This window comes from Mycobacterium sp. E1214 (assembly GCF_001666755.1).
GTDB lineage: Bacteria > Actinomycetota > Actinomycetes > Mycobacteriales > Mycobacteriaceae > Mycobacterium.
Map to the genome: position 1 here is coordinate 23476 of NZ_LZJC01000095.1, position 12599 is coordinate 36074.

Below are 12599 nucleotides of genomic sequence, written 5' to 3' on the forward strand. Positions count from 1 at the left end.
AACACGTTTCATTAGTCTGACAAGCGAGGATGATGACCTGCCTTTTATCTGCGCAGGAGCCGTGTTTTACTGGCACTAGAACACGTTGCAATTAGTGTTGTAAAAGGAGCTCACTTCACATGGCACCCCCCAACATCCCCGCCGACTTCGATTTCCTGGACCCCGACGTCAACCTCGCCGGCCTGCCGGTCGAGGAACTCGCCCAGCTGCGCAAGGCGGAGCCGATCCACTGGGTCGACATCCCCAACGGCGCCGGCGGCTTCGAGGATTACGGCTACTGGCTCGTGACCAAGCACGCCGACGTCAAGGAGGTGTCCAAGCGCAGCGACATCTTCTCGAGCTGGCTGAACGGCGCCATCCCGACCTGGCCGCCGGAGATGAAGCGGGAACAGGTGGAGTTGCAGCGCAGCGTCATGCTCAACATGGACGCGCCGCACCACACCCGGCTGCGCAAGATCATCTCGCGCGGGTTCACGCCGCGGGCCATCGGCCGGTTGGAGGCCGAGTTGGCTCAACGCGCCCATAACATCGCCAAGACCGCGGCGACGGAGGGCAGCGGCGACTTCGTCGAACAGGTCTCGTGTGAACTGCCGCTGCAGGCCATCGCCGGCCTGCTCGGCGTCCCGCAGGAGGACCGCGACAAGCTGTTCCGCTGGTCCAACGAGATGACCGGCGGCACCGACCCCGAGTACGCCGACGTCGACCCCGCGCAGTCGTCGCTGGAGTTGATCACCTACGCGATGGCCATGGCCGCCGAGCGCAACCAAAACCCCACCGACGACATCGTGACCACCCTGATCCAGGCCGACATCGACGGCGAGAAGCTCTCCGACGACGAGTTCGGGTTCTTCGTCGTGATGCTCGCGGTGGCGGGCAACGAAACCACGCGCAACTCGATCACCCACGGCATGATCGCCATGGCGAACCACCCCGACCAGTGGGAGCTGTTCAAGCGGGAGCGCCCGACGACCACGGCCGACGAGATCATCCGGTGGGCGACTCCGGTGTCGGCCTTCCAGCGCACCGCCAACGAGGACACCGAGTTGGCCGGGGTGCGGATCAAGAAGGGCCAGCGGGTCGTAATGTCCTACCGCTCGGCCAATTTCGACGAAGAGGTCTTCGACGACCCGCACTCCTTCAACATCCTGCGGGACCCCAACCCGCATGTCGGTTTCGGCGGCACGGGCGCCCACTACTGCATCGGCGCCAACCTGGCCCGGATGACGATCAACCTGATCTTCAACGCGGTCGCCGATCACATGCCGGACCTCAAGCCGATCGGCGAGCCCGAGCGGTTGCGGTCGGGCTGGCTCAACGGCATCAAGCACTGGCAGGTCGACTACAGCGGCAAGCATGCGGTGACGTCCTGATGGACTTCAATCTCACTGCGACGCAGCAGGCCGTCGCCGACGTGGTGACGTCCGTCCTGAACCGGGATCTGAGTTGGGACGCGCTGGTCAGCGGCGGCGTCGCTGCGCTGCCGGTGCCCGAACGCCTCGGCGGCGACGGCGTCGGTCTGCCCGAGGTCGCGACGGTCCTGACCGAGGTGGGCCGCCACGGCGCCATCACCCCGGCGCTGGCCACGCTGGGTTTCGGTGTGGTGCCGCTGCTGGACCTGGCCACCGACGAGCAGCAGGACCGGTTCCTGGCCGACGTCGCCAAGGGCGGCCTGCTGACGGCCGCGCTCAGCGAGCCGGGTGCCGCGCTGCCCGACCGCCCGTCGACCACCTTGGCCAACGGCCGGTTGTCGGGGACGAAAGTCGCTGTGCCCTACGCCGACTCGGCGGACTGGATCGTCGTGACCGCCGACAACGCGGTCGTCGTGGTCTCCCCGAGGGCCGACGGTGTGCGGCTCGCCAAGACGCCGACGTCGAACGCCTCGCAGGAGTACACGGTCACCTTCGCCGACGTGGCGGTCGATGAGTCCGACGTGCTGGCCGGCGCCGCACCGCACCGGGTCAACCAGTTGGCGCTGGCGCTGATCGGCGCCTACACCGACGGGCTGGTGGCCGGGGCGCTGCGGCTGACCGCCGATTACGTGGCCAACCGCAAGCAGTTCGGCAAGCCGCTGTCGACGTTCCAGACCGTGGCGGCCCAACTGTCCGAGGTCTACATCGCCTCGCGCACCATCGATCTGGTGGCGAAGTCGGTGGTGTGGCGGCTCTCGGAGGGCCGCGACGCCGACGCGGACCTCGACGTCCTCGGCTACTGGCTCACCTCGCAGGCACCGCCGGTCATGCAGACCTGCCACCACCTGCACGGCGGCATGGGCATGGACATCACTTATCCGATGCACCGGTACTATTCCACGATCAAAGACCTGACCCGGCTGCTGGGCGGGCCGTCGCATCGCCTCGACCTGGTGGGAGCGCAATGTTCATCGAACTGACCCCCGAGCAGCGACAGCTGCAAGCCGAACTGCGCCAGTACTTTTCGAACCTGATCTCGACCGACGAGATGAAGGCGATGGAGCAGGACCGGCACAACGAGGCCTACCGCGCGGTCATCCGCCGGATGGGCCGCGACGGCAAGCTCGGCGTGGGCTGGCCCAAGGAGTTCGGCGGTCTGGGTTTCGGCCCCATCGAGCAGTCGATCTTCGTCAACGAGGCGCAGCGGGCCGACGTGCCGCTGCCCGCGGTGACCCTGCAGACCGTCGGCCCCACGCTGCAGCAGTTCGGCAGCGAACTGCAGAAGAAGAAGTTTCTGCCCGCGATCCTGGCCGGCGAGGTGCACTTCGCGATCGGCTACAGCGAGCCCGAGGCCGGCACCGACCTGGCGTCGCTGCGCACCACCGCCGTGCGCCACGGCGACGAGTACATCGTCAACGGCCAGAAAATGTGGACCACCGGCGGCCACGATGCCGACTACATCTGGCTGGCCTGCCGCACCGATCCCGAAGCCGTGAAACACAAGGGGATTTCGATCCTCATCGTCGACACCAAGGACCCCGGATTCTCGTGGACGCCGGTCATCCTGTCCGATGGCGCGCACCACACGAACGCGACCTACTACAACGACGTCCGGGTGCCGGCCGACATGCTGGTCGGCGAGGAGAACGGCGGCTGGCGGCTGATCACCACGCAGCTCAACAACGAGCGGGTGATGCTGGGACCGGCGGGGCGCATCGCGGGAATCTACGACCGGCTGCACGCGTGGGCGTCCAAGCCCGGCGGCGACGGCGTCACGCCCATCGACCACTCCGAGGTCAAGCGCGCGCTCGGTGAGATCTACTCCATGTGGCGGATCAACGAGCTGCTGAACTGGCAGGTCGCCGCCGCCGGCGAGGACATCAACGTGGCCGACGCCGCGTCCACGAAAGTCTTTGGTACCGAACGCATCCAATACATCGGACGGCTCGCCGAGGAGATCGTCGGCCGGTTCGGCAACCCCGCCGAGCCGGAAACCGCCGAGCTGCTCGACTGGCTGGACTCGCAGACCAAGCGCAACCTGGTCATCACCTTCGGCGGCGGCGTCAACGAAGTCATGCGGGAGATGATCGCCGCGTCCGGCCTCAAGGTGCCGCGGGTGCCGCGATGACCGACATCCAGGAGGCCATCGCCGAGATCAAGGCCGCCGGCGGCCCCAAGCCGCGGGCGGGCCGCGACCCGGTGAACCAGCCGATCATCAACAACTGGGTGGAGGCGCTCGGCGACCGCAACCCGATCTACGTCGACGAGGCGGCGGCCCGCGCCGTCGGCCACCCGGGAATCGTCGCGCCCCCGGCCATGATTCAGGTGTGGACTATGTTCGGGCTGGGCGGCGAGCGGCCGACCGACGACCCCATGGGCCCGATGATGCAGCTGTTCGACGACGCCGGGTACATCGGCGTGGTCGCCACCAACTGCGAGCAGACCTACCACCGCTACCTGCGGCCCGGCGAGCAGGTCAGCATCACCTCCGAGATGGGTGACGTCGTCGGTCCCAAGCAGACCGGGCTGGGCGAGGGCTACTTCATCAACCAGCACATCATCTGGCGGGTCGGGGACGAGGACGTCGCCGAGATGAACTGGCGCATCCTGAAATTCAAGCCGCGGGAAGCGGAGTCGTCGGCGGCGGCGGTCCCGGCGGACCTGGACCCCGACGCCATGATGCGGCCCGCGATGTCACGCGACACCGCCTTCTTCTGGGAGGGCGTCAACGCGCACGAGCTGAGGATTCAGCGGCGGCCCGACGGCAGCCTGCAGCACCCGCCGGTGCCGGCGGTGTGGCAGGACAAGTCCGCCCCGATCGACTACGTCGTGGCCAGCGGCAAGGGCACGGTGTTCAGCTTCGTGGTGCACCACGCGCCGAAGGTGCCGGGCCGCACGTTGCCGTTCGTCATCGCGCTGGTCGAGCTCGAGGAGGGCGTGCGCATGCTCGGTGAGCTGCGCGGCGTCGACCCCGCCGAGGTGCGAATCGGATTGCCGGTACGCGCAACGTATCTCGACTTCCCGGCCGGTGACTCCGGACCGGAATGGACCCTCTACGCCTGGGAGCCTGACGCATGACCGCGCCAACCGTGGAAGTGGGCACGACGCTGCCCGAGCTCAAGCTCTACGGCGACCCTACCTTCATCATCTCGACGGCGATCGCCACCCGCGACTTCCAGGATGTCCACCACGACCGCGACCTGGCGCAGGCCAAGGGTTCCAAGGACATCTTCGTCAACATCCTCACCGACACCGGGCTGGTGCAGCGCTACATCACCGACTGGGCCGGGCCGTCGGCGTTGATCAAATCGATCGGCCTGCGGCTCGGGGTGCCGTGGTATGCCTACGACACGGTGACGTTCTCCGGGGAGGTGACCGACGTCCAGGACGGGTTGATCACGTGCAAGATCGTGGGCCGCAACAGCCTTGGTGACCACGTCGTCGCGACGGCGACGCTGACGATCGGGGACGCGTAGATGTTGTCGGGTAAGGCCGCGATCGTCGGCATCGGCGCCACCGACTTCTCCAAGGACTCCGGGCGCAGCGAATTGCGGTTGGCCGCCGAGGCCGTGCTGGACGCGTTGGACGACGCCGGGTTGAGCCCGTCCGACGTGGACGGCCTGACGACGTTCACCATGGACACCAACAACGAAACGGCCGTGGCGCGCGCGGTCGGCATCGGGGACCTGAAGTTCTTCTCGCAGATCGGGTATGGCGGGGGCGCCGCGTGCGCGACCGTCCAGCAGGCCGCGATCGCCGTGGCCACCGGGGTGGCCGACGTCGTGGTGGCGTACCGGGCGTTCAACGAGCGTTCCGGCATGCGGTTCGGTCAGGTGCAGACCCGGTTGGCCGGAAGCGCTGGCGTGCAAGCCGATTCGACGACGGCGGACAATTCGTTCTCCTATCCGCACGGCCTGTCCACGCCCGCGGCGCAGGTGGCGATGATCGCCCAGCGCTACATGCACCTCTCGGGCGCGACCAGCCGTGACTTCGGCGCGATCTCGGTCGCCGACCGCAAGCACGCCGCCAAGAATCCGAAGGCCTATTTCTACGAAAAGCCGATCACCATCGAGGATCACCAGAATTCGCGGTGGATCGCCGAGCCGTTGCGGCTGCTGGATTGCTGCCAGGAGACGGACGGGGCGGTGGCGATCGTGGTGACCTCGCCCGAGCGGGCGCGCGACCTCAAGCAGCGGCCGGCGGTCATCGAGGCGGCGGCCCAGGGGTCGAGCCCCGACCAGTACACGATGGTGAGCTACTACCGCCCCGAGCTCGGCCTGCCCGAAATGGGCGTGGTCGGGCAGCAGCTGTGGGGACAGTCCGGTCTCCGGCCGACCGACATCCAGACGGCGATCCTCTACGACCACTTCACCCCGTTCACCCTGATTCAGTTGGAGGAGTTGGGGTTTTGCGGGCGCGGCGAGGCGAAGGACTTCATCGCCGACGGCGCGATCGAGGTGGGCGGCCGGTTGCCCATCAACACCCACGGCGGGCAGCTCGGGGAGGCCTACATCCACGGCATGAACGGCATCGCCGAGGGCGTGCGGCAGCTGCGCGGCACGTCGGTGAACCCGGTGCCCGACGTCGAGCACGTGCTGGTCACCGCCGGCACCGGCGTGCCGACCTCGGGCCTGATCCTGGGCTGAGTCGCCGGCGCGCTTCGTCGGCGCGCTTCGGCGGCGCGCCTCGTCGGCGCGCCTCGCTTTACCGCCGAGCGTGCACTTAGTTTCACGCTCGGCGTCGAGTGTGAAACTAACGGCACACTCGTACCAGTGAAGTGACGAAGCGAGTGACTCGTGCGACGCTGCGGTCGTGGGTGAGCCATTCCTTGGTAGCGAGGCCATCGCTCGAGGCTCACTAACCAGGGGTCAGTTGTCCGGCGGCTATACCCGACTTTTCCGAGACGTCTACGTCAGTCGAGATGCCGACGTTACTGCCGCCCTGCGCGCGCGGGCCGGATGGCTTTGGACGGGCCGTCAGGGTGTGGTCGCCGGGTTTTCCGCAGCGGCGCTACACGGGAGCAAATGGGTCGAGGGCGAGACCGTGGTGGACCTCATTCACGACAACCGCCACCGTCAAGCCGGCATTCGGGCTCACGCGGACCGTATCGAGGAAGACGAGATCACCGCCATCGCCGGGATCTCCGTGACCTCACCAGCCAGGACGGCTCTGGATATCGGCTGCTGGTATCCGATCACCGCCGCGGTTGCGGGCATCGACGCATTGGCTCGAGCCACACGAATCAAGGCCGCGGATGTCGAGTTGCTCGCGGAACGGTACTCGGGCCGCCGCGGCATCGTGCAGGCAAGGGAGGCCATCGCACTTTTCGATAGTGGGGCACAGTCTCCGAAGGAGTCGTGGCTGCGCGTCGTGCTCGTCCAGGCGGGTTTACCGCCGCCTCAGACGCAGATCCCAGTTTTCGATCACTTCGGTGAGCCGGTGGCTTATCTGGATATGGGCTGGGAAGACGTCAAAGTCGCGGCCGAGTATGACGGTGAGCAACACCGCAACGACCGTCGGCAATACACCTGGGACGTCCGGCGATTGGAGATGCTCGAGGGTCTCGGCTGGATCGTCATCCGGGTGGTCGCTGGTGACCGCCCCGCCGATATCGTCCGACGAGTACGCGCCGCCCGTGCCCGTCGAGCGTGAAGCTACTTTCACGCTGGCAGGCGAACGTGAAGCTAACTTCGCACTCGGGTGGTGGGCTCGGGTGGGGTCGGGTGCCCCGAGCCCTAGACCGCGAGGACCTAAGCCGGCACCAACTCGACGCCGCTGAGCACCACGGCGTTGTCGCGCGCGGGCGCGACAACGCTCGCCAGGAAGCGGCCGTCGTCCTTCCAGATGCCGACCCGCAGCGTCTCGCCGGGGAACGCGACCCCGGCGAAGCGCGCGCCGTAGGCCGCGACGGCCGTGGCGTCGCCGTCGAGCACCGCGTCGGTGATCGCCTTGCACGTCATGCCGTAGGTGCACAGCCCGTGCAGGATGGGCTGCGAAAAGCCTGCCGCCGCAGCGAATTCGGGGTCGGAATGCAGCGGGTTGCGGTCGCCGCAGAGCCGGTACAACAGGGCCTGCTGCGGCAGGATCGGCACCGTGACCTCCAGGTCGGGCGCCCGGTCCGGCGTCGCGTCGGACGTCGACGGCCCGCGCTCGCCGCCGAAGCCGCCTTCCCCGCGGGCGAAGATCGACCGCTTCTGCGTCCACAGCAGCGTCCCGTCGGGGGCGCTCACCGTCGTCTCGCTCCACAACACCGCGGCTTTGCCCTTGTCCCAGATGTCGGTGAACCGGGTGACCGCCGTGGCCGAACCCGACGGGGGCAGCGGCGCCGGCACCTCGACCCGCTCGCTGGCGTGCAGCACCTTGCCCAGTTCGATGTCGATGCCGGGGAAGCGCACCGTCGGCGGCTTGGTGACGTGGAAGGTGGCCGCGACGTTGCCGAACGTCGGCAGCACCTGCGGGGTGTCGTCGACGAGGTAGCGCAACTCTCGGGGGCTCATCGGGTCCGCCCCGGCGCCGAGTCCGAGGTGGTAGAGCTGCACATCGCTGCTCTCCCAAGCGAACTCGATGGGATCCAGCTCGGCCGCCAGCGCGACGTCAACGTCGATCGGCATCTCAATTCCCCTTCGCGATGTGCAGCGCCGCCAGGTAGCCGAACGTCATCGCCGGTCCGATGGTGCCGCCCGGTCCCGGGTAGGTGTGGCCCATCACCGGGGAACTGACATTGCCCGCGGCATACAGCCCCTCGATGACGCTGCCGTCGTCGCGCAGCGCCCGGCCGTGGACATCGGTGCGCACCCCACCCTTGGTGCCCAGGTCGCCGGGCACCAGCTTGGCGGCGTAATACGGCGCGTGCCGCAGCTCGCCGAGGTTCGGATTCGGCTTGTTCGTGGGGTCGCCGTAGTAGCGGTCGTAGGCGCTCAGCCCGCGCTGGAAGTCCTCGTCGACCCCGGACCGGGCGAACCCATTGAATCGCTCCACGGTCGCCGACAACTCGGCCGTCGGCAGCCCCGCCTTCTGGGCGAGCTCCTCGAGGGTGTCGGCCTGCACGATGACGCCGGATTCCAGCCACTTGCGTGGAATACGTTGTCCGGGCTGCAATCCGGCGAAGATGTAGCGGTCGCGGTATTGCTGGTCGAACACCAGCCACGCCGGGATGTTCTCACCGGGGCCCGGCCCCTGCCCGTACTCCCCGCCGTACATGTGATGGCACGCCTCGACGTAAGGCATCGACTCGTTCATGAACCGCTTGCCCGACATGTTGACGATGATCGAGCCGGGGGAGTTGCGCTCCGAGAGCGCGAACCACGGCGCCCCCACCAGCGGGACCGTCGGGCCCCACCAGGCGTCTTCCATCAATTCCAATGCGGCACCCAGCTTTTCGGCAGCGACGATGCCGTCACCGGTGTTGGCCACCGCGCCGACGGTCCACTCGGTCGTGATGGGTGCGCGCTGGTATTTCACCCGCATCTGCTCGTTGTGTTCGAACCCGCCGCTGGCCAGGATCACCCCGCGCCGGGCACGGATCAGCCGCGGCTCCGCGGACTCCGCAGCCCCGGTGTCGCGGACGTAGACGCCGCGCACCACGCCGTCCTCGACGTAGAGGTCCGTCAACGCGGTGTTGAGCAGCACCGGAACACCGGCCCGCTGCAACCCGATCCGCAGCGGCGCGATCAGGGCGCGGCCCATGCCGACGAGGTTTTTACCGGTCGACTTCGCCCACATGGTGCGCGCGCCCACCTTGAGGCTGCGCAGCACCCCGCGGGGATGCCGCTTGAGCTGGTTGAGCCGCACGTAGTCCTGCTGCATGACGACCACGTTGAGCGGCACCTTGCCGTAGGCGGGTTCGAGCCCGGCTTCGTCGGGGCCCAGCTTGCGGGCGTCGAACGGCTTCGGCTCGATCGAGCGGCCTTCGGCGCGGCCGCCGGGCGATTCGGGGTAGTAGTCGGAATACCGCGGCACCCAGCACATCTTCAGCGGCGCATGCTTGAGCACGAACGACAGCATCTCGGGTCCGCGTTCGAGGTAGGTGTCGATGCGTTCGGCCTCGACAACGTCGCCGACGATCCCGTGCAGATAGGTGCGCGCCGCCTCCGGGGTGTCCTTGACGCGGGCGCGTTTGAGAACGTCGTTGTTGGGGATCCAGACACCGCCGCCCGACCTCGCAGTGGAGCCGCCGAAATGGGGAGCCTTCTCGATCACTACCGTCGAAAGTCCCTGATGCGCGGCCGTGAGAGCGGCCACCATGCCGGCTCCGCCGCTCCCGACTACGACGACGTCGAGCTCCTGTGCTGTCATGTAGAACACGTTATAGAATTGCTCGGGCCGGGCGCTACTGGGCCGGTCAACCGTACGAGGGGACTTCCGTAGATGCTCAACGTTGCGATACGTGACGAGCTTGCCGCCGAGCTGGCGCAGGCCGAGCGGAGCCGTGAACCGATTGCCCCGCTCACCGCTGCTCACCCGGAGATCGACGTCGTCGACGCCTACGAGATCCAGCTGATCAACATCCGCCAGCGGGTCGCCGAGGGCGCCCGGGTGCTGGGCCACAAAGTCGGGCTGTCGTCGAAGGCGATCCAGCAGATGATGGGCGTCGACGAGCCCGACTACGGCCACCTGCTCGACGAGATGCAGTTGTTCGAAGACACCCCGGTGCGGGCCAGCCGCTACCTGTATCCCCGTGTCGAGGTGGAGGTCGGCTTCATCCTGAAGGCGGACCTGCCCGGCGCCGGTTGCACCGAGGACGACGTGTTGGCGGCCACCGAGGCGGTCTGCCCGTCCATCGAATTGATCGACACCCGCATCACCGATTGGAAAATCGAACTCTGCGACACCATCGCCGACAACGCGTCGTCGGCGGGATTCGTGCTCGGACAGGGTCGGGTATCCCCCCACGACATCGATCTCAAGGCGATCGACGCCGTCCTCAAATGCAACGGCGAGGTGGTCGCGCAGGGCCGCAGCGACGCGGTGCTGGGCAACCCGGTGACCGCGGTGGCTTGGCTGGCCCGCAAGGTGGACGGCTTCGGCGTACGGTTGCACAAAGGCGACGTGGTATTGCCGGGGTCATGCATGCGGGCGATAGATGCACACGCCGGCGACGAATTCGTCGCCGACTTCACTGGCCTCGGTGCCGTCAGGTTGTCGTTCGAATAATTACGAGCGATTCGTGAATTCAATAGCTGAATACAGGAGCGATTACATGCCGGCTAAGGCGAGTGTGGCCATTGTCGGGTCGGGAAACATCAGCACTGACCTGCTCTACAAATTGCTGCGGTCGGATTGGTTGGAACCGCGCTGGATGGTGGGCATCGACCCCGAGAGCGAGGGCCTGGCCCGGGCCCGCAAGCTGGGTCTGGAGACGACGCACGAAGGGGTCGACTGGCTGTTGGCCCAGCCGGACAAGCCCGACCTGGTGTTCGAAGCGACCAGCGCGTACGTGCACCGCGACGCCGCGCCCAAATACGAGGCCGCGGGGATCCGGGCGATCGACCTGACCCCGGCCGCCGTCGGCCCGGCGGTCATCCCGCCCGCCAACCTGCGCGAGCACCTCGACGCGCCCAACGTCAACATGATCACCTGCGGGGGTCAGGCGACCATCCCGATCGTCTACGCCGTGAGCCGCGTCGTCGAGGTGCCCTACGCCGAGATCGTGGCGTCGGTGGCGTCGGTGTCCGCCGGACCCGGCACCCGCGCCAACATCGACGAGTTCACCAAGACCACCAGCAGGGGCGTCGAGACCATCGGCGGCGCTCGGCGCGGCAAGGCGATCATCATCTTGAACCCGGCCGACCCGCCAATGATCATGCGCGACACCATCTTCTGCGCCATCCCCACCGACGCCGACCGCGACGCGATCGCGCAGTCGATCCGCGACGTCGTGGCCGAAGTGCAGACCTACGTGCCCGGCTATCGGCTGCTCAACGAGCCCCAGTTCGACGAGCCGTCGGTGCATTCCGGCGGCCAGGCCGTCGTCACCACCTTCGTCGAGGTGGAAGGCGCCGGGGACTATCTGCCCCCCTACGCCGGCAACCTCGACATCATGACCGCCGCGGCCACCAAGGTCGGCGAGGAGATCGCCCGGGAATCCCTCGGCGCCGCCACGCAAGGAGCCCAGGCATGACCTCCGATATCTTCTTCAACCCCATCTGGGACGTCCGGATGACCGACACGTCGCTGCGCGACGGCTCGCACCACAAGCGCCACCAATTCACCGCCGAGGAGGTCGGGGCCATCGTGGCGGCCCTCGACACTGCCGGCGTGCCGGTCATCGAGGTCACCCACGGCGACGGGCTCGGCGGTTCCAGCTTCAACTACGGGTTCTCCAAAACCCCGGAGCAGGAGCTGATCAAGCTCGCCGCGCAGACCGCCAAAGAGGCCAAGATCGCCTTCCTGATGCTGCCTGGCGTGGGCACCAAGGAGGACATCAAGGAGGCCCAGAACAACGGCGGCTCGATCTGCCGGATCGCCACGCACTGCACCGAGGCCGACGTCTCCATCCAGCATTTCGGCCTGGCCCGAGAGCTGGGGCTGGAAACCGTCGGGTTCCTCATGATGTCGCACACCATCGCGCCGGAGAAGCTGGCCGAGCAGGCCCGCATCATGGCCGACGCGGGATGCCAGTGCGTCTACGTCGTGGACTCCGCCGGTGCGCTGGTCCTCGAGGGCGTGCGCGACCGGGTGGCGGCGCTGGTCGCCGAGCTCGGCGACGACGCCCAGGTGGGCTTCCATGGGCACGAGAACCTCGGGCTCGGCGTGGCCAACAGCGTGGAGGCCGTGCGGGCGGGCGCCAAGCAGATCGACGGCTCGTGCCGCCGGTTCGGCGCCGGCGCGGGCAACGCGCCGGTCGAAGCGCTCATCGGGGTGTTCGACAAGATCGGCGTCAAGACCGGCATCGACTTCTTCGACATCGCCGACGCCGCCGAGGAGGTGGTGGCCCCGGCGATGCCCGCCGAGTGCCTGCTGGACCGCAACGCCCTGATCATGGGTTACTCCGGGGTGTACTCGAGCTTCCTCAAGCACGCGATCCGCCAGTCCGAGCGCTACGGGGTGCCGGCGCACCAGCTGCTGCACCGGGCTGGTCAGCGCAAGCTCATCGGCGGTCAGGAGGACCAGCTCATCGACATCGCGCTGGAGATCAAACGCGAGCAGCAGGCAGGCGCCTCGGCCGGCCGCTGACCGGCCCGGCAAAGC

At 67.7% G+C, this 12599-nt stretch carries 12 protein-coding genes; 10 read left to right on the plus strand and 2 right to left on the minus strand.

Going from position 1 to position 12599, the window contains the following annotated elements; all coding sequences use genetic code 11:
- The first annotated feature begins 119 nt into the window (after nucleotides 1-119).
- From A5700_RS13520 to A5700_RS13550, 7 genes are all read left to right on the plus strand, one after another.
- Nucleotides 120-1370: a cytochrome P450 gene (locus tag A5700_RS13520; RefSeq protein WP_068065855.1), complete on the plus strand. Its 1251-nt coding sequence runs from the start codon at nucleotides 120-122 to the stop codon at nucleotides 1368-1370.
- Nucleotides 1370-2389, plus strand: coding sequence for an acyl-CoA dehydrogenase family protein (locus A5700_RS13525; RefSeq protein WP_068065858.1), 1020 nt, complete (start codon nucleotides 1370-1372; stop codon nucleotides 2387-2389). The genes A5700_RS13520 and A5700_RS13525 overlap by 1 nt, the downstream gene beginning before the upstream one ends.
- Nucleotides 2374-3537, plus strand: a complete 1164-nt coding sequence (gene fadE29 / locus A5700_RS13530) for an acyl-CoA dehydrogenase FadE29 (protein WP_068065862.1) — start codon at nucleotides 2374-2376, stop codon at nucleotides 3535-3537. Before A5700_RS13525 ends, fadE29 begins: the two co-directional genes overlap by 16 nt.
- Complete coding sequence (locus tag A5700_RS13535) at nucleotides 3534-4487, plus strand: bifunctional MaoC family dehydratase N-terminal/OB-fold nucleic acid binding domain-containing protein (protein ID WP_068065864.1); 954 nt, start codon at nucleotides 3534-3536, stop codon at nucleotides 4485-4487. The genes fadE29 and A5700_RS13535 overlap by 4 nt, the downstream gene beginning before the upstream one ends.
- Nucleotides 4484-4885 carry a MaoC family dehydratase gene (locus A5700_RS13540; protein WP_068065866.1) on the plus strand — a complete coding sequence of 134 codons (402 nt, stop codon included), beginning with the start codon at nucleotides 4484-4486 and terminating at the stop codon, nucleotides 4883-4885. Before A5700_RS13535 ends, A5700_RS13540 begins: the two co-directional genes overlap by 4 nt.
- On the plus strand, nucleotides 4886-6055 hold the full coding sequence (locus A5700_RS13545) for a lipid-transfer protein (RefSeq protein ID WP_068065869.1): 1170 nt from the start codon (nucleotides 4886-4888) through the stop codon (nucleotides 6053-6055).
- A gap of 166 nt (nucleotides 6056-6221) precedes the next feature.
- Nucleotides 6222-7061 (plus strand): hypothetical protein, encoded by an 840-nt coding sequence (locus tag A5700_RS13550; protein ID WP_068065872.1) that lies wholly within the window; start codon nucleotides 6222-6224, stop codon nucleotides 7059-7061.
- Nucleotides 7062-7159: 98 nt separating this feature from the next.
- On the opposite strand, the gene A5700_RS13555 is transcribed toward A5700_RS13550, so the two are convergent.
- Both A5700_RS13555 and kstD read right to left on the minus strand, forming a co-directional pair.
- Nucleotides 7160-8020 carry a MaoC family dehydratase gene (locus tag A5700_RS13555; protein WP_068065874.1) on the minus strand — a complete coding sequence of 287 codons (861 nt, stop codon included), beginning with the start codon at nucleotides 8018-8020 and terminating at the stop codon, nucleotides 7160-7162.
- A 1-nt stretch (nucleotide 8021) separates the two neighbouring features.
- Nucleotides 8022-9704 carry a 3-oxosteroid 1-dehydrogenase gene (kstD, locus tag A5700_RS13560; protein ID WP_068065956.1) on the minus strand — a complete coding sequence of 561 codons (1683 nt, stop codon included), beginning with the start codon at nucleotides 9702-9704 and terminating at the stop codon, nucleotides 8022-8024.
- A gap of 72 nt (nucleotides 9705-9776) precedes the next feature.
- On the opposite strand from kstD, the gene A5700_RS13565 reads away from it, so the two are divergent.
- The 3 genes from A5700_RS13565 to dmpG are packed head-to-tail and all read left to right on the plus strand — an operon-like array spanning nucleotide 9777 to nucleotide 12584.
- Nucleotides 9777-10562 carry a 2-keto-4-pentenoate hydratase gene (locus A5700_RS13565; RefSeq protein WP_068065877.1) on the plus strand — a complete coding sequence of 262 codons (786 nt, stop codon included), beginning with the start codon at nucleotides 9777-9779 and terminating at the stop codon, nucleotides 10560-10562.
- A 46-nt stretch (nucleotides 10563-10608) separates the two neighbouring features.
- The gene (locus tag A5700_RS13570; protein ID WP_068065879.1) at nucleotides 10609-11529 is read left to right on the plus strand and encodes an acetaldehyde dehydrogenase (acetylating); all 921 of its coding nucleotides are present in this window, start codon (nucleotides 10609-10611) and stop codon (nucleotides 11527-11529) included.
- On the plus strand, nucleotides 11526-12584 hold the full coding sequence (dmpG, locus tag A5700_RS13575) for a 4-hydroxy-2-oxovalerate aldolase (protein ID WP_068065883.1): 1059 nt from the start codon (nucleotides 11526-11528) through the stop codon (nucleotides 12582-12584). Before A5700_RS13570 ends, dmpG begins: the two co-directional genes overlap by 4 nt.
- The last annotated feature ends 15 nt before the right edge of the window (nucleotides 12585-12599 follow it).

Coding starts and splice junctions, on each gene's coding strand:
- A5700_RS13520 (WP_068065855.1), top strand. CDS start 120: ATGGCACCCCCCAACATCCCCGCCGACTTCGATTTCCTGGACCCCGAC.
- A5700_RS13525 (WP_068065858.1), top strand. CDS start 1,370: ATGGACTTCAATCTCACTGCGACGCAGCAGGCCGTCGCCGACGTGGTG.
- fadE29 (WP_068065862.1), top strand. CDS start 2,374: ATGTTCATCGAACTGACCCCCGAGCAGCGACAGCTGCAAGCCGAACTG.
- A5700_RS13535 (WP_068065864.1), top strand. CDS start 3,534: ATGACCGACATCCAGGAGGCCATCGCCGAGATCAAGGCCGCCGGCGGC.
- A5700_RS13540 (WP_068065866.1), top strand. CDS start 4,484: ATGACCGCGCCAACCGTGGAAGTGGGCACGACGCTGCCCGAGCTCAAG.
- A5700_RS13545 (WP_068065869.1), top strand. CDS start 4,886: ATGTTGTCGGGTAAGGCCGCGATCGTCGGCATCGGCGCCACCGACTTC.
- A5700_RS13555 (WP_068065874.1), bottom strand. CDS start 8,020: ATGCCGATCGACGTTGACGTCGCGCTGGCGGCCGAGCTGGATCCCATC.
- kstD (WP_068065956.1), bottom strand. CDS start 9,704: ATGACAGCACAGGAGCTCGACGTCGTCGTAGTCGGGAGCGGCGGAGCC.
- A5700_RS13565 (WP_068065877.1), top strand. CDS start 9,777: ATGCTCAACGTTGCGATACGTGACGAGCTTGCCGCCGAGCTGGCGCAG.
- A5700_RS13570 (WP_068065879.1), top strand. CDS start 10,609: ATGCCGGCTAAGGCGAGTGTGGCCATTGTCGGGTCGGGAAACATCAGC.
- dmpG (WP_068065883.1), top strand. CDS start 11,526: ATGACCTCCGATATCTTCTTCAACCCCATCTGGGACGTCCGGATGACC.